This window comes from Flavobacterium sp. (genome assembly GCF_043773265.1).
GTDB lineage: Bacteria > Bacteroidota > Bacteroidia > Flavobacteriales > Flavobacteriaceae > Flavobacterium.
On the sequence record NZ_JAYVFH010000064.1, the window covers coordinates 1 to 15,569 of the forward strand.

General features: G+C 29.3%; 16 protein-coding genes. 11 read left to right on the forward strand and 5 right to left on the reverse strand.

Annotation, left to right across the window (positions count from 1 at the left end):
* Positions 1 to 1,172, reverse strand: a 1,172-nt coding sequence (gene rho / locus ACH2BO_RS03425) for a transcription termination factor Rho (RefSeq protein ID WP_395043355.1), incomplete at its 3' end; no start/stop codon positions are given.
* 186 nt (positions 1,173 to 1,358) lie between these two features.
* Here rho and ACH2BO_RS03430 point away from each other — a divergent pair.
* The gene (locus ACH2BO_RS03430; RefSeq protein WP_395043356.1) at positions 1,359 to 1,769 is read left to right on the forward strand and encodes a DUF4293 domain-containing protein; all 411 of its coding nucleotides are present in this window, start codon (positions 1,359 to 1,361) and stop codon (positions 1,767 to 1,769) included.
* 305 nt (positions 1,770 to 2,074) lie between these two features.
* Here ACH2BO_RS03430 and ACH2BO_RS03435 read toward each other — a convergent pair whose 3' ends face one another.
* Complete coding sequence (locus ACH2BO_RS03435) at positions 2,075 to 2,569, reverse strand: metallophosphoesterase family protein (protein ID WP_395043357.1); 495 nt, start codon at positions 2,567 to 2,569, stop codon at positions 2,075 to 2,077.
* A 270-nt stretch (positions 2,570 to 2,839) separates the two neighbouring features.
* Here ACH2BO_RS03435 and truA point away from each other — a divergent pair, with 270 nt between their 5' ends.
* The 7 genes from truA to ACH2BO_RS03470 all read left to right on the forward strand — a co-directional run bounded on the left by truA (position 2,840) and on the right by ACH2BO_RS03470 (position 11,757).
* Complete coding sequence (truA, locus tag ACH2BO_RS03440; RefSeq protein ID WP_395043358.1) at positions 2,840 to 3,580, forward strand: tRNA pseudouridine(38-40) synthase TruA; 741 nt, start codon at positions 2,840 to 2,842, stop codon at positions 3,578 to 3,580.
* A gap of 51 nt (positions 3,581 to 3,631) precedes the next feature.
* Positions 3,632 to 5,392, forward strand: a complete 1,761-nt coding sequence (locus ACH2BO_RS03445) for an ABC transporter ATP-binding protein (RefSeq protein WP_395043359.1) — start codon at positions 3,632 to 3,634, stop codon at positions 5,390 to 5,392.
* A gap of 206 nt (positions 5,393 to 5,598) precedes the next feature.
* On the forward strand, positions 5,599 to 6,240 hold the full coding sequence (locus ACH2BO_RS03450; RefSeq protein WP_395043360.1) for a DUF2238 domain-containing protein: 642 nt from the start codon (positions 5,599 to 5,601) through the stop codon (positions 6,238 to 6,240).
* A 4-nt stretch (positions 6,241 to 6,244) separates the two neighbouring features.
* Positions 6,245 to 6,754 carry a hypothetical protein gene (locus tag ACH2BO_RS03455; RefSeq protein ID WP_395043361.1) on the forward strand — a complete coding sequence of 170 codons (510 nt, stop codon included), beginning with the start codon at positions 6,245 to 6,247 and terminating at the stop codon, positions 6,752 to 6,754.
* A 215-nt stretch (positions 6,755 to 6,969) separates the two neighbouring features.
* Positions 6,970 to 7,950 (forward strand): phosphatase PAP2 family protein, encoded by a 981-nt coding sequence (locus ACH2BO_RS03460; protein ID WP_395043362.1) that lies wholly within the window; start codon positions 6,970 to 6,972, stop codon positions 7,948 to 7,950.
* 52 nt (positions 7,951 to 8,002) lie between these two features.
* Positions 8,003 to 9,391 (forward strand): dihydrolipoyl dehydrogenase, encoded by a 1,389-nt coding sequence (gene lpdA, locus ACH2BO_RS03465; protein ID WP_395043363.1) that lies wholly within the window; start codon positions 8,003 to 8,005, stop codon positions 9,389 to 9,391.
* A 143-nt stretch (positions 9,392 to 9,534) separates the two neighbouring features.
* On the forward strand, positions 9,535 to 11,757 hold the full coding sequence (locus tag ACH2BO_RS03470) for a M20/M25/M40 family metallo-hydrolase (protein WP_395043364.1): 2,223 nt from the start codon (positions 9,535 to 9,537) through the stop codon (positions 11,755 to 11,757).
* A 41-nt stretch (positions 11,758 to 11,798) separates the two neighbouring features.
* Here the strand turns inward: ACH2BO_RS03470 and ACH2BO_RS03475 are convergent, their stop codons facing one another.
* Positions 11,799 to 12,920 (reverse strand): cysteine desulfurase family protein, encoded by a 1,122-nt coding sequence (locus ACH2BO_RS03475; RefSeq protein WP_395043365.1) that lies wholly within the window; start codon positions 12,918 to 12,920, stop codon positions 11,799 to 11,801.
* A gap of 88 nt (positions 12,921 to 13,008) precedes the next feature.
* On the opposite strand from ACH2BO_RS03475, the gene ACH2BO_RS03480 reads away from it, so the two are divergent.
* Positions 13,009 to 13,953 carry a hypothetical protein gene (locus tag ACH2BO_RS03480; protein WP_395043366.1) on the forward strand — a complete coding sequence of 315 codons (945 nt, stop codon included), beginning with the start codon at positions 13,009 to 13,011 and terminating at the stop codon, positions 13,951 to 13,953.
* A 73-nt stretch (positions 13,954 to 14,026) separates the two neighbouring features.
* Here the strand turns inward: ACH2BO_RS03480 and ACH2BO_RS03485 are convergent, their stop codons facing one another.
* Entirely contained in the window at positions 14,027 to 14,581 is a 555-nt protein-coding gene (locus tag ACH2BO_RS03485; RefSeq protein ID WP_395043370.1) for a Smr/MutS family protein, read from the reverse strand.
* On the reverse strand, positions 14,574 to 14,756 hold the full coding sequence (locus ACH2BO_RS03490) for a hypothetical protein (RefSeq protein WP_395043367.1): 183 nt from the start codon (positions 14,754 to 14,756) through the stop codon (positions 14,574 to 14,576). The genes ACH2BO_RS03485 and ACH2BO_RS03490 overlap by 8 nt, the downstream gene beginning before the upstream one ends.
* A gap of 97 nt (positions 14,757 to 14,853) precedes the next feature.
* On the opposite strand from ACH2BO_RS03490, the gene ACH2BO_RS03495 reads away from it, so the two are divergent.
* Entirely contained in the window at positions 14,854 to 15,129 is a 276-nt protein-coding gene (locus tag ACH2BO_RS03495) for a DUF2752 domain-containing protein (protein WP_395043368.1), read from the forward strand.
* A 24-nt stretch (positions 15,130 to 15,153) separates the two neighbouring features.
* Complete coding sequence (locus tag ACH2BO_RS03500; RefSeq protein WP_395043369.1) at positions 15,154 to 15,477, forward strand: CCC motif membrane protein; 324 nt, start codon at positions 15,154 to 15,156, stop codon at positions 15,475 to 15,477.
* Positions 15,478 to 15,569: the final 92 nt, after the last annotated feature.

Genomic DNA, 15,569 nt, shown 5'->3' on the forward strand with positions numbered 1-15,569 from the left:
GGTTCTCTATCGAAAGTTGATGCAATTACTTCGCCTCGAACACTTCGTTGCATGTCGGTAACTTCTTCTGGTCGTTCATCTATTAATAAAACTATTAAATAAACCTCAGGATGATTGGCTGCAATGGCATTGGCAATGTCTTTTAACAACATTGTTTTACCTGTTTTTGGTTGTGCAACTATCATTCCGCGTTGACCTTTTCCTATTGGTGAAAATAAATCTATAATTCTTGTAGAAACACTTGCTTGTTTATCGGCAATATTGAATTTTTCTTGAGGAAATATTGGTGTTAAATGTTCAAATGAAACCCTATCGCGAACAACTTGAGGATCATGACCGTTTATTTTTAAAACTCTAACCAACGGAAAGAATTTTTCGCCTTCTTTTGGAGGACGAACTACACCTTTTACGGTATCTCCAGTTTTTAATCCGAATAGTCTGATTTGTGAAGTTGATAAATAAATATCATCTGGTGATGCAAGGTAATTGTAATCTGATGAACGCAAAAAACCATAACCATCTGGCATCATTTCTAAAACTCCTTCGCTTTCTATAATTCCGTCAAATTCATAATCGGCATCTCGAAAGTTTGGATTTTTTTTGTTCTTGAAATTTGGATTTTGGTTTGGATTTTGAATCGGATTTCCGTTACCATTTCCGTTTTGGTTTGGATTTTGGTTAGGGTTTTTATTTTTTTGATTCGGATTCTGATTTGGATTCTGTGGTTTCACAGAACTTTCTTCTTCTGTTTCAATTGAAGATTCTATTGTAGTTGATTCTTCATTCGAATTTTCATTAGAAGCAATTTCATCAGTAACAATTTTAGTTTGCTTGATGAATTTTGTCTTTTTTAGAAATTTTTCAGCTTTTATTGGCATTTCTTCTACAGTAGCAATTGTTTTCACTTCTAAATCATCAGAAAATAAATCTTGTGGATTTTTTTCAATATTTATAGAAGTGTCAGAAGCAATTCGAGCTCTTTTAATTTTTTCTTCTTTTGGAGCTACCATTTTTTCAGTAGAACTTTCATTCATTGAAGCAGCTTGATGAGATAAAATTTGCTCAATAAGAGCTTCTTTTTTTACACCATTAAATTTTATTGTTTTAGCCAATTTGGCAATTTCTTGAAGTTCGGGTAACTTCATTCCTTTTAATGCAGAACTATCAAACATAAATGTTTATATATATTTATTATAAATTGTGAGTATCAATACAAATTGTGTGGTGATTTTTCTATCTGAAACATCCGTGTTTTTGAAGTACTTACGGATTTGTTATGCAATAATACGAATAAATTTTTATCAGGCAATAGTTTTTTTAAAAAAGATACTATATTTTTGCGTTATAAATAACTAATAATGTTACAACGAATTCAAACCATCTATTTGGCAATAGCTTTTATCATTTCGGGAATTCTTCCTTTTGTTTTTCCGTTATGGAAAATCGAGGGTAAGGATTTTTTCTTTATGGAAAATATTGCTTATTCATCTTTATTTGGTTTGAGTACAACATTATCATTATTGAGTATAATATCTTTTAAAAAAAGACAACAACAATTTGTTTTTAACAGATTGAATATGATATTAAATTTAATTTTATTAGCATTATTTGTTTATCGTTCACTAAATGTATCTGGAGAAACAGCGTTAGTTTCTGAGAAAGGTATTGGGATGTTTCTTCCTATCATTTCTATCGTTATGCTAGTTTTGGCCAACAAAGCTATCAAGAAGGATGAAGATCTTGTAAAATCTGTGGACCGATTGAGATAATCCTATAAACTTAGTTTATTAGTGCGAAGAAAATCCTGAACGAAAGTTTGGGATTTTTTTATTTAATCTAAACTTTTTTCAAATTCTTTTTATAAGCCAATCCAGCTTTACATTCCAAGTTTTTTATAAAAATAATACGTTTTCTACAATTTTTAAAAGAGCTTCCGTTGGTCGCTTTTTAAAAATAAGAAAAACTAAATTATTTTTATAAAAAAGCTTTCCATTGCAATCTGGGCTAGTTCATATGACATTCATAAATCTATTTAAAATCTATTTAAACTGAATACTAAAAACTGAACACTGAATTACTTCTTCCCTATTTCAACAATCTCCAAATTTTGAATTTTATCACCATCAATTTCAAATCGAAGCATAGTTCTCATTTGGTGAAAACCATAAATTCCGCATGCTCCAGGATTCATGTGAAGTAAATTCAAACTCTTATCAAATTGTACTTTTAATATATGTGAATGTCCACAAATAAAAAGTTTTGGAGGATTTAATTTAATTTCCTCACGAATTGCTTGATTGTATTTTCCTGGATAACCACCAATATGAGTAATCCAAACATCAACACCTTCACACATAAATCTATTGTTCAACGGAAATTCCATTCGGGCTTTGTCATCGTCAATATTTCCGTAAACAGCGCGAAGTGGTTTTAATTTTTTTATAGTATCGGTTACAGCCAAATCACCAATATCGCCGGCATGCCAAATTTCGTCGGCTTGGTTTACATATTTTAAAATAGTATCGTCAATATGACTATGAGTATCGGAAAGTAGTAGTATTTTTTTCATTTATGCTGAACTTGTTTCAGTAATTATTTGCCACAAAGGCGCTAAGTCACAAAGTTTTTTTTGACACGAATTGCACGAATTTGCACGAATTCACTGTCCATATAATTTCAAGAATTCTTAAACTTCGTTACATCTGTTGTCGAGAAATCACTAGCTAGCAAAGTTAATTATTTAGCAAAACTTTAGACAATATATCAATTAAAATCTTTGTAAATTTGCATTGCTTAATAAAACTCGAAACCCGCAACTTTAAAACTCGCAACCCATAATTTGAGATATTTTCTAGAATTTGCATACAAAGGAACCAATTATCACGGATGGCAATATCAGCCAAACGCAATTTCTGTGCAAGAAACTTTGAATAAAGCAATATCTATTATTTTAAAAAAAGAAATAGATTTGGTTGGAGCAGGAAGAACTGATACTGGAGTTCATGCAAAACAAATGTTTGCTCATTTTGATTATGATTTAGAAATTGAAATTCCATATTTAATTCATAAACTCAATTCGTTTTTACCAAAAGACATAGCTATCTTGAACATTCATCATGTTAATGACGATGCTCATGCAAGATTTGATGCAACAAAACGAACTTATCAATATCATATTCATACACTAAAAGATGCTTTTGAAAGTGATGATTCATGGTATTGCCTAAACAATTTGAATGTCAGATTAATGAATGAAGCATGCAAAATACTTTATAATTATACTGATTTTGAATGTTTTTCTAAAGTTCATACTGATGTAAATACTTTTAATTGCAAGATTCATGAAGCCAATTGGAAACAAATTGATGATAAATTAATTTTCACAATTTCTGCCGATAGATTTTTAAGAAACATGGTGAGAGCAATTGTTGGAACTATGATAAATATAGGATTAGAAAAAGTATCTTTGCTTGACTTAAATAAAATTATTGAAAGCAAGGATAGAAATAAAGCAGGATTTTCGGTTCCAGCACATGGACTTTACTTAACTAAAGTTGAATATAATTATATAAACAAATAGAATAAAAGATTACAGTAATCTACAAAAGATTGCTTCGTACCTCGCAATGACATGAAAGCAAAAGCATTCGACATAACATTATTTAAACGAATTTTAAAATACACAAAACCTTATAAACTATTGTTTTATGGTGTTATTTCTGCTGCAATTTTGTTGTCTTTTTTCGCAGCTCTTCGTCCATTATTATTACAAATTATTGTTGATACTTATATAAAACCTGGTAGTAAAACAGGATTATTAAATTATATTTTAATAATGGCAGCGGCTTTACTTTTAGAAGGAATATCGCAATTTTACTTTGTTTTTTGGGCCAATGGATTAGGACAAGAAATTATTAAAGATATTAGAACTAAACTTTTTAAGCACATGTTAAGTTTTAGAATGAAATACTTTGACAATGCTCCTGTTGGTCAATTAGTTACTCGTTCAGTTTCTGATATTGAACAGATAGCAAGAATTTTTAGTCAAGGATTATTCATGATAATTAGTGATTTATTAAAAATGGTTGTTTGCTTAATCATCATGCTCATAATGAATTGGCATCTTACCATTATAGTTCTTCTAGCAATGCCATTATTGGTCTATATTACAAGGATTTTTCAACGAAAAATGCAAGTTGCCTTTGAAGAGGTTAGAAATCAAGTTGCAAATCTCAATACGTTTGTGCAAGAAAGAGTTACCGGAATGAAAATTGTGCAACTCTTTAACCGTGAAAAAATTGAGCACCAAAAATTTAAAGAAATCAATCAAAAACACAATGTTGCTTGGATAAAAACCATTCTTTACAACTCAATATTTTTTCCAATTGCTGATATAATTTCATCTATAACATTAGGAATAATAGTGTTTTATGGTTGTTCTCAAATTTTAGATGGAAACACATTTACATCTTTAGGACAAATGACTGCTTATACAATGTTTATAGGAATGTTATTCAATCCATTACGTCAAATTGCAGATAAATTCAACGAAATGCAAATGGGAATGATTGCGGCAAATAGAGTTTTTGATATCATTGACACTCAAGTTGATGTTCAAGAAAACGGAACTATTTTAGCAAATCATTTCAAAGGAAATATAAAATTTGATGAAGTACGTTTTAGTTATATAAAAGATGAAGAGGTTTTAAAAGGAATTACACTTGAAGTAAAATCTGGAGAAACCATTGCTATTGTTGGTTCAACTGGTGCTGGGAAATCTACGATAATAAATTTATTAAATCGTTTTTACGAAATTGATTCAGGTACAATTTATATAGATAATCAAAATATTAATGAATTTACTTTAGTAAGTTTAAGAGCTCAAATTGCAGTTGTTTTACAAGATGTTTTCTTATTTGCTGACACAATTTATAATAATATTACATTAAATAATGAAGCTATTTCTCGTGAGAAAGTAATTACAGCAGCCAAGAAAATTGGTGTTCACAATTTTATAATGAGTTTACCTAACGGATATGATTATAATGTAAAAGAACGTGGCGTAATGTTATCATCTGGTCAACGACAATTAATTGCTTTTTTGAGAGCTTATGTTAGTAATCCTAGTATATTAATTCTTGACGAAGCTACATCATCAATTGACACTTATTCAGAAGAATTAATTCAATCTGCAACTGAAACTATAACTAAAAATAGAACTTCGATTGTAATCGCACATCGATTGGCAACTATTGTTAATGCAGATAAAATTATTGTTATGGATAAAGGTCAAATAGTAGAATCTGGAACACATAATGAATTAGTAAATAAAATTGATGGATATTATAAAAATTTATATGATTCACAATTTTCTGTAGAATTAGAAAGTTAAAAAACTATCTAATTGAAATAATAACTTATAATTGAAGACTTTTAATCTGAAAATTGAAAAATAAAATATATCCACAAATTCAAAGATTATTAAAAATTAAATTTAAAATCTGTGAATTTGATGCTATATTTTTTTCATACAATTAGTTAAATATGTTCAAAGTTCAAAGTTTTAACTATGTTTGTAACCAATAATAACGAATAATTATGGCATTTACAATTGCAATTTCAGACGAAAGAGTTTCTTTAAAAAACAACATTTGGTTAAAGATATTTATAGGTTTTTTTTCAATAAATTGGTTAAATTCTTATGTTGGAAATACAGATACTGCCAATTGGATTTTAGAAAACACTTTGGTTTTTGTTTTTTTAGGATTTTTAATTTTTACTTATAAGAAATTTATTTTCAGCGATTTAAGCTATTTACTGATTTGCGTTTATTTATGTTTACATGTTTATGGTTCAAAATATACATATGCCGAAAATCCTTTTGGATATTGGCTAAAAGATTATTTAGACTTATCTCGAAATCATTATGATAGAATTGTTCATTTTAGTTTCGGATTTTTATTAGCATATCCAATGCGCGAAATGTTTTTGAAATGGCTAAAATTTCCAAATTGGGTAGCTTGGACATTACCAATCGAAATCACACTTTCTATTAGCGGATTCTACGAATTAATTGAATGGCTAGTTGCCGATGTTTTTTTTAAAGCTCAAGGCGATGCATATCTTGGTACTCAAGGTGATATTTGGGATGCACAAAAAGACATTTTTTTGGCATTTATAGGATCAATTATAGCTACAACACTAGTTTCGATTATAAAAAAAATAATTGCTAAAAAATGATTTTATGGATTACAAAAAAATAAAATCCAAAGTAGCATTATTTCATAATCAAGGCAAAACTAAAGATGCTGCCAATTGGATATTAAAAAAATATAATTTAGAAGACCATAATCTAAAAGGATTTGAATTTAGAGAAAAAGCAGAGCCAAGCATGATTGTTATGACAACCGAAGGTGATTTTGGTCAACAACAAATCATTAGAATCCCAGAAAACACATTTGAATTTCCGCTACCTTTAATGATAAGTTTGATCAGTCATGAAATGGTTCACATTCGTCAAAAAACCAGACAACCATATGTTTTAGACAAAAACGAACGTGAATGGCAAGCATATTATGAAATGTTGTTTAATAAAATCTTCCCTCAATTGCCATCGCTTACAAATTTTCATAAAAAAGCATTTGCAAACAAAGCTTTTGATTATTATAATAGAATGGGTGAAGGATCAGAATTACAATTAAAATATGCTGAACAAAAAAAAGAAGTTGAAAATTTGATAGTATCTATTTCTTAAACTAAAGAGATAAACTTATATACTCATAAACTTTTTTTTAAAATATTTTCATATAGAGTAACTTCACTCATAGCAAAGTCAAGGAATGATTTAGAAGCCCTTAAATTAACTGAATATTATAAAAACGTATGATTTCAATTCTTATACAAATTAATTGATTTTTTTGTACATTTAATGTGTTAATTATATTTCAACTCATCTATATTAAAATAAATATGTATTTTAATGTTAAATTACTTTTTATACTTCTTTTTATTTGGAGTACAACAGTTTTATCACAAAAACAAGACTCTATAGCCAATTCTATTCAGTATATTACAATTAACAATAATTTGACCTACGGTTATACTAAACCTAAATTTAGAGATATTTATAGACATATTCCAAAAAATTTAATTGATTTTGGAAAATTCACAATTCAAAAAGAAAATTTAAAATGGGATGCATTGATACTTGGATCTACACTTGCTATTATTCCTTATGATCAAAAAATACTAAATGATGCTAATCAATTTGGAGAAAAACTTGGTGGTTGGGACAAAGATTCTCAATACATTAAAGTTGGAGGTTTTTTAAGAATAATTCCTAAAAACATTCCATCAGCAGTATATTATATTGGAAATGGTGGAACAACATTGCTGCTCAGCGGATTATTTTATGGAATAGGAAAAATTGGTAAAGATGATTATCGTGCTTTAACAACCTCAAATGAATTAGTTGAAGTCTTACTATCTGTAGGTATTGCAACTCAAACTATTAAAAGAATTTCTGGCAGGCAAAGTCCGAGTGTTTCAACAAAAGATGGAGGCAACTGGACACCATTTCCAAGTATTAATGCTTTTCAAAATAAAACGCCAAATTATGATGCAATGCCATCTGGTCATTTAGCAACATATACAGCAACAATAATTGTAATTGCAACAAATTATCCTGAATTAAAATGGATAAAACCTGTTGGTTATACATTAGGTGGAATTATAGCTTTTAATATGGTTAGCACAAAAGTACATTGGACTTCTGATTATCCAATTGCAATTTTAATAGGTTATGTCATGGGCAAAAACATTGCTAATAAAAGAATAATAAAACAAGAAAAAAATAATGAGATTGAAGTAAAAAAATCAAGTATTACAACTAATTTTACATTTAATAGATATAATAATATGAATATTGCTGGTCTTACAATTACCTTTTAATAAAAAATCATTAAATTCGCAATCTCAATTAATATAAAATTAATAACAAAAAATGAAATACGATATCATTGTTTTAGGATCTGGTCCTGGTGGATATGTAACCGCAATTCGTGCCTCGCAATTAGGATTTAAAGTAGCTGTTATAGAGAAAGAAAGTCTTGGTGGCGTTTGTTTAAATTGGGGTTGTATTCCAACAAAAGCATTGTTGAAATCGGCACAAGTATTTGATTATTTAAAACACGCTTCCGATTATGGATTGTCTGTAACAGCATTTGATAAAGATTTTAATGCCGTAGTAAATCGTTCAAGAAATGTTGCAAGCGATATGAGTAAAGGAGTTCAATTTTTAATGAAAAAAAATAAAATTGACGTAATTGATGGTTTTGGAAAATTAAAACCAGGAAAGAAAGTTGACGTTACCGATAAAGATAAAAAAGTTACAGAATATTCTGCAGATCATATTATTATAGCAACAGGTGCACGTTCTCGTGAATTGCCAAATCTTCCTCAAGATGGAATAAAAGTTATTGGTTACAGACAAGCAATGACGTTGCCAAAACAACCAAAATCTATGATTATTGTTGGTTCTGGTGCTATTGGAGTTGAATTTGCACATTTTTATAATGCAATGGGAACTGAGGTAACTATTGTTGAATTTATGCCAAATATTGTTCCTGTTGAAGACGAAGATATTTCTAAACAAATGGAACGTTCTATGAAAAAAGCTGGTGTTAAAATTATGACATCATCATCTGTAGAAAAAATTGATACTTCCGGAAATGGAGTAAAAGCAACAGTAAAAACTGCAAAAGGAGAAGAAACTCTTGAAGCAGAAATTTTACTTTCGGCAGTAGGAATTAAAACAAATATCGAAAATATAGGATTAGAAGAAGTAGGAATTGCAGTTGATAAAGATAAAATTCTTGTAAATGCATTTTCTCAAACTAACATTCCAGGTTATTATGCCATTGGCGATGTAACTCCAGGTCAAGCATTAGCACACGTTGCCTCTGCAGAAGGAATTAATTGTGTAGAAAAAATTGCTGGTTTGCACGTAGACCCAATAGATTATGGAAACGTTCCGGGTTGTACTTATGCAACTCCAGAAATTGCATCTGTTGGTTTAACCGAAAAACAAGCCAAAGAAAAAGGTTACGAATTAAAAATTGGTAAATTCCCATTCTCAGCATCAGGAAAAGCTAAAGCTGCCGGTACACCAGATGGATTTGTAAAAGTAATATTTGATGCAAAATATGGCGAATGGTTAGGTTGTCACATGATTGGTGCTGGTGTAACCGATATGATTGCAGAAGCTGTTGTTGCTCGTAAATTAGAAACTACAGGTCATGAAATTTTAAAGTCAATTCATCCACACCCAACTATGAGTGAAGCAGTTATGGAAGCAGTAGCTGATGCTTATGGCGAAGTGATTCATTTGTAAATACTTGGTTTAAAGTACAAATATTAAATACTATATCCGTTTTGTGAAAGCAAGACGGATTATTTTTTATAAAATACTTAACATGATTTCAACCAACTATAGTCATTCCTTTTTAGTATTTTTGCAGTTCAAATTTCAATTAAATGAAACAAATTATTAAATTTTCGATTCTTTTTTCTTTAGTAACTTTATTTTCTTTTGCTCAAGAAAGCAACCTAAAAAACATTAAAAAACTAACATTTGGTGGCGATAACGCCGAAGCATATTTTAGTCCAGATAGTAAACATTTAACATTGCAAGTTTCTAATCCTGCAGCAGGAATTCCATGTGACCAGATTTTTATGTTGGATTTACAAGAAAAAGAAATCTCTTCTAAAAGTTTGAAATTAATTTCGAATACCAAAGGAAGAACAACTTGTTCCTATTATATGCCTGACGGAAAACATATTTTATATGCTTCAACTCACGAAGGAAACATTGCTTGTCCTGCACCACCAAAACCAAGAGAAGGCAAATATCTTTGGGCAATTTATCCAGAATTCGATATTTATGTTTCAGATTTGCAAGGAAACATTATAAAAAAACTAACCAATTCTCCAGGTTATGATGCCGAAGCTGTGGTTTCTCCAGACGGAAAAAAAATATCATTTACAAGTATAAGAAGTGGCGATTTAGAACTTTACACAATGGATATTGATGGAAGTAATGTTAAACAAATTACAAATGGTTTAGGTTATGATGGCGGAAGTTTCTTTTCGCATGATAGTAAAAAATTAGTTTTTCGTTCATCAAGACCAAAAACAGATGAAGATATTGCTGAATATAAAGAATTATTAGCAGACAATGTGGTTGCTCCAACAAATATGGAAATTTACACTTGTAACGTTGATGGTTCAGATTTAAAACAAGTTACCCATTTAGGAAAAGCAAATTGGGCACCATATTTTCTTCCAAATGATAAAAAAATTATTTTTGCATCTAATCATCATTCTACTAGAGGATATGATTTTCAGTTGTATACAATCGATTTAAATGGAGAAAATTTAAAACAAATAACCTATCAAAGTGAGTTTAATGCTTTTCCAATGTTTTCTCCAGACGGAAAAAAATTAGTATTTTCAAGTAATCGTCAGCAAGAACAAAAGAGAGAAACTAACGTTTTTATTGCCGACTGGGTTGAAACCGATGAAGTTGAAAATGCAAACACTACAAATCTTAAAAAACACATTACCTATTTATCATCTGATGATTTAAAAGGAAGATTAACTGGTTCTATTGAAGAAAAAACAGCATCTGAGTATTTGGCTAAGCAATTAAAAAGTTATAATTTAAAACCTTATGATAACAAAAATTATTTTCAAAATTTTACTTATAAATTAAGTTTAAATCCACACGATTCTCTAGAAGTAAAAGAAAGCAATGGAAGAAATGTAATTGCTTTTTTAGATAATAAAGCTTCTAAAACAATAATTATTGGTGCTCATTATGATCATTTGGGCTTGAACGAACATAACAATTCTACCAAAACTAACTCTAAAGGTGAAATTCATAATGGTGCAGACGACAATGCTTCTGGAGTATCTGGAGTTTTAGAACTAGCAAGAATTTATTCTCAAAATAAAACTAAAGAAAATGCAAATTACATATTTGCACTTTTTTCAGGTGAGGAAGATGGTTTAATTGGTTCTAAAAAAATGGCAGAAACACTTAAAAAATTATATCCAAATGTTGTTGCAATGATAAACATGGATATGATTGGAAGATTGGATGCAAAAAAAGAAATGACCGTTGGTGGAGTTGGAACATCACCTGAATTTAGTAAAATGGTCGAAAAAAATAAACCTGCTGGTTTCAATATTACATTAGACGAAAGCGGAATTGGTCCATCAGATCATACTTCTTTTTACCTAAAAAACATTCCTGTTTTGTTCTTTTTTACAGGAACACATTCAGATTATCATAAACCAAGTGATGATGAAGATAAAATAAATTATTATGGTGTTTCTAACATTGTAAATTATGTTTTTAGAATGGCTAATGACATTAGTAATCAAGAGAATACATTATTTACAAAAACAAAAAACAGTACTGCAAAATCAAGACCAAAATACAAAGTAACATTAGGATTGATGCCAGATTATACTGATCATGGTGATGGTTTGCATGTTGATGGAGTTACAGACGATAGACCAGCACAAGTTGCCGGAATCAAAGAAGGTGACATAATTACAAAAATTGGAACTTGCGATATTAAAGAAGTTTATACCTACATGGAATGTTTGGCTAAACATAATGTTGGCGATGTTACAGAGGTGACGTTTATAAGAAATGGCGAAACTAAAAAGGTGACAGTCACTTTTAACTAATAAATTAAAATCCATTTTAAAAATTTAAAATGGATTTTTTTTTATAAACCTTTTAAACCATCAATTAAAGCATCAATATCTTCTTTGGTATTATAATGGCTAAAAGAAATTCGCAAACTTGGTTTTTTTAAATCATCTGCATTTAGCATTTCAGCCAAAACATGAGATGGTTTTATGCTTCCGCTTTGGCAAGCACTTCCTCTAGAAACTGCAATTCCTTTAATATCTAGATTGAATAAAATCATTGCAGTTTTCTCTTCTGAGAATGGTAATAAAACATTTAGAATATTATAAAATGTATCAGTTCCGTTAATTTTAATTTCTGGAAAGTTAGATTGCAATTTTGTGATGCAATAACTTTTTAAATTTGTAATATAAATTCGTTCTTCATTTAAATTTTTATAGGCCAATTCTATAGCTTTAGCCATTCCAACTATTTGATGAACAGCTTCTGTGCCAGCTCTAAGTCCTTTTTCTTGTTCGCCACCATACAGCATTGGTTGCATTACAATTCCTTTTTTTATGTAAGCAAAACCAATTCCTTTTGGTCCATGAAATTTATGTGCACTTGCAACTATAAAATCAACTTGAATTTCATTTAAATTAAATTCTGTTTTACCAATAGATTGCACAGTATCACAATGAAAAAGAGCTTTATGTTGTTCACAAATTCTACCAACTTTATCACAATCTAAAACTGAACCTGTTTCATTATTTACATGCATTAAAGTCACAATAGTTTTAGTATTAATAGAAAGTAAATTAACCAACTGTGTCAAATCAATTTCGCCAGATGCTAGAACATTTACATAAGAAACTTCAATTTCAAATTCTTTTTGTAAATTCTGAACTGTGTATAAAGTTGCATGATGCTCAACCTTGCTTGTAATAATACGTTTTACACCCAATTTACACACCGCATTTCTCAATATCCAATTAGTTGCTTCAGTAGCATTAGCAGTAAAAACAATTTCTTGAGAAGAGCATGCTAGACATTTTGCAATAGTTTTTCTAGAAGTTTCAAGTGCAGTTTTAGCACTTCTACCATAACTGTGAGTTGACGAAGGATTTCCGTAGTCTGATTGTAAAACGAGCATCATTTCATCAATAACTTCTTTTCGTAATGGTGTTGTAGCTGCGTTATCTAGATAAACTTTTTTCATTGTGCAAATATAAAACTCTTCGTTAATTAAATGATAAATAGAATGATTAATGCATAAAATTTCTATTTTTGCTATAAATAATTAAAAAATGAAAAAAATAATAGGATTATTTGCTTTAATGCTAATTTTAAATGGTTGTGACGATGGTAATTTAACTATTGAAACAATCAATTTTGAAGATGTAACTGCTGTTAAATGCACCAATAGTGATGTTGTTTATAAAATTAAAGATAACGAAGCAATGATACTAGAAATTCCTGCCAGTTCATTTATTAATGAACCAACAGCAGTAGGAGTTACAAGAGATGTTATTATAAACGCAACCAATAAAGTTACTTATCGTTCTTATGCAGGAACTATTGCAACAGCTAATATTTGTGCATTAGTTCAGCCAAGTACACCAGATATAATGGAAGAATGGACAGCGGTTTCTGGAACAATTGAAATTACTACAACAGCCAATGTGGTTCCAAATACATCGTCAACTGCTGGAAATGCTACAAAAATTACAGGTTACACTCATTATATTGAATTTAAAGGTATTACTTTTGATAAACCAGGAGTTGATCAATTATATGAAACTTATGTTTTTGGAAATTATGTAAAAAACATAACACCATTACCATTTGCATTTGATGAAGATGCTGACAAATGTATTTCTAGCAACATTGTTTACAATTTTAGTGGAAGCGAATCATTAGTTTTAGATATTCCTCCATCATTTTTTCCAACAGCAAGCGGTACTCAAACTGGACTAATTAGCGCAACTAATAAAGTTACTTATAAGTTTTATGAATCTGGACTAAATTCAAGTTATTTCTGTGCTTCTCCAACTCCAACAACTCCAATTTTAAAAGAACAATGGAATGCTAATGATGGAGTAACTGGAGTAAGTGGAATTATTGAAGTTACAACTACAACATTTGGAACTGGTTTTCAACACACAATAAGACTAAAAAAAGTAACTTTCAAAAAAGGTTTAAGTGAATTTTATCTTGGTGATGATTATTTATATGGAAGTTTTATTAACTAAATTATTCTAAAATAAATAAAAAATCCTGTTACACAAATTTGTATAACAGGATTTTTTTTGATCAAATAATAAATTATTTAGATGTATTTTGTTTAATATAAACTTCGGTTGCACCCAAACCATATTTTTGATAATTGGCATCTTGAAAAGAAATTTGCTCATAACGTTTAAGCATAAAATCGAGTTCGGCTTTTAGAATTCCTTCGCCAACACCATGAATGAAAACTATCTTTGGAATACGGTTTTTAATGGCAAATTCAACATGTCTTTTTGCAGTTTCTGCTTGCAAATTTAGAATATCATAATTGCTTAAACCATTTTTGTTTTTAACCAATTTCTCAATATGTAAATCAAATTCTGGAATACCTCTTTCTACTTTTTCTAGCTTTTTATGAAGCTCAATTTGCTTTCTAGAGAGTTGTATGTCTAATTTTATTTTGTCTAAATTACTACTTGAGTTAAAATAGTCTAAATTACTGGTTTTGTTTATTTTAATTAACTCTTTGACAAAATATGTCATCATAAATTTATCAGTAGTTTCTATAGTGATTTGATCTTTTTCGACCTTCACCACTACTCCATCAATTGCTTCATCAAGCACCGAAACTTCATCACCAATATTAAATATCTTTGCCATCTTTCTCTTGGTTTTTACTTGGAAGTTTAGTACTAAATTTCATCATTCCGAACATGAAAACTACAATAGCAATTACTGTAATAAATACGTTTGGCTTTTCTTTAGTTTGATTATAAAAGGCAATAAAAATAGCAACAGTCATAATTAGAAATAAAAACTTTTTCATTAGATAAATTTTAGATTTCAAAAGTATAAAACTCAAATTTGTTAAACGATATTAAATAAATTATTTGTAAAATTGTAAAACTAAATTTCAAAAAAATATGGAAGAGTACATGATTCCTTGTATGAACAAAAAACTTTTTGGAGTTGAGTGCATGGGTTGTGGAACACAACGTGCATTAATTTTATTATCAGAAGGAAATTTTGTTGCTGCTTTCAAAATGTTTCCAGCACTTTATACTTTAATTTTATTTTTTATTATTGTTGCACTTCATTTCATTGATAAATCAAGAAGCTATACTAAAGCAATTACTTATTTAGCAGTAATAAATGGAATTATTATGTTGACAAATTATATTTACAAAATTCTAAATTAATAACTAACCAAATTTATACATTTTATGGAAAAACAAAAATTACCCAACGAACAAGCTGTAATGATTTTAGGATTGACTTCTTTTATTGGTTGTTGTTGCACAAGTGGAGTTTTAGGAATTGTGCTGTCTGGAATCGGAATTTACCTTTCAAGCAAGTCAGAGAAGCTTCTTGCAGAAAATCCTGAGCAATACAATTTAGGAGCATTAAACACATGGAAAATTGTTAATTTTGTGAGTTTAGGTCTAAGTGTTTGTGTACTTATTTATGCAATTTACATGAACGTAACAGGTAAAGATGCAGAGCAAAGAGAACAATTAATGGAAATGCTAAAACAGTTTCAGAAATAAAATTTAATACATATAAAAAAATCCGTCAAGCAATTAAACTTGACGGATTTTTTTTATGTTAAAAACTAATAATTACATTCCAGAGGCAGCTG

Excerpts from the sequence above, each read along its gene's own strand:
- ACH2BO_RS03430 (WP_395043356.1), top strand. The coding sequence starts at position 1,359 with ATGTTACAACGAATTCAAACCATCTATTTGGCAATAGCTTTTATCATT.
- ACH2BO_RS03435 (WP_395043357.1), bottom strand. The coding sequence starts at position 2,569 with ATGAAAAAAATACTACTACTTTCCGATACTCATAGTCATATTGACGAT.
- ACH2BO_RS03445 (WP_395043359.1), top strand. The coding sequence starts at position 3,632 with ATGAAAGCAAAAGCATTCGACATAACATTATTTAAACGAATTTTAAAA.
- ACH2BO_RS03450 (WP_395043360.1), top strand. The coding sequence starts at position 5,599 with ATGGCATTTACAATTGCAATTTCAGACGAAAGAGTTTCTTTAAAAAAC.
- ACH2BO_RS03455 (WP_395043361.1), top strand. The coding sequence starts at position 6,245 with ATGGATTACAAAAAAATAAAATCCAAAGTAGCATTATTTCATAATCAA.
- ACH2BO_RS03460 (WP_395043362.1), top strand. The coding sequence starts at position 6,970 with ATGTATTTTAATGTTAAATTACTTTTTATACTTCTTTTTATTTGGAGT.
- lpdA (WP_395043363.1), top strand. The coding sequence starts at position 8,003 with ATGAAATACGATATCATTGTTTTAGGATCTGGTCCTGGTGGATATGTA.
- ACH2BO_RS03470 (WP_395043364.1), top strand. The coding sequence starts at position 9,535 with ATGAAACAAATTATTAAATTTTCGATTCTTTTTTCTTTAGTAACTTTA.
- ACH2BO_RS03475 (WP_395043365.1), bottom strand. The coding sequence starts at position 12,920 with ATGAAAAAAGTTTATCTAGATAACGCAGCTACAACACCATTACGAAAA.
- ACH2BO_RS03480 (WP_395043366.1), top strand. The coding sequence starts at position 13,009 with ATGAAAAAAATAATAGGATTATTTGCTTTAATGCTAATTTTAAATGGT.
- ACH2BO_RS03490 (WP_395043367.1), bottom strand. The coding sequence starts at position 14,756 with ATGAAAAAGTTTTTATTTCTAATTATGACTGTTGCTATTTTTATTGCC.
- ACH2BO_RS03495 (WP_395043368.1), top strand. The coding sequence starts at position 14,854 with ATGGAAGAGTACATGATTCCTTGTATGAACAAAAAACTTTTTGGAGTT.
- ACH2BO_RS03500 (WP_395043369.1), top strand. The coding sequence starts at position 15,154 with ATGGAAAAACAAAAATTACCCAACGAACAAGCTGTAATGATTTTAGGA.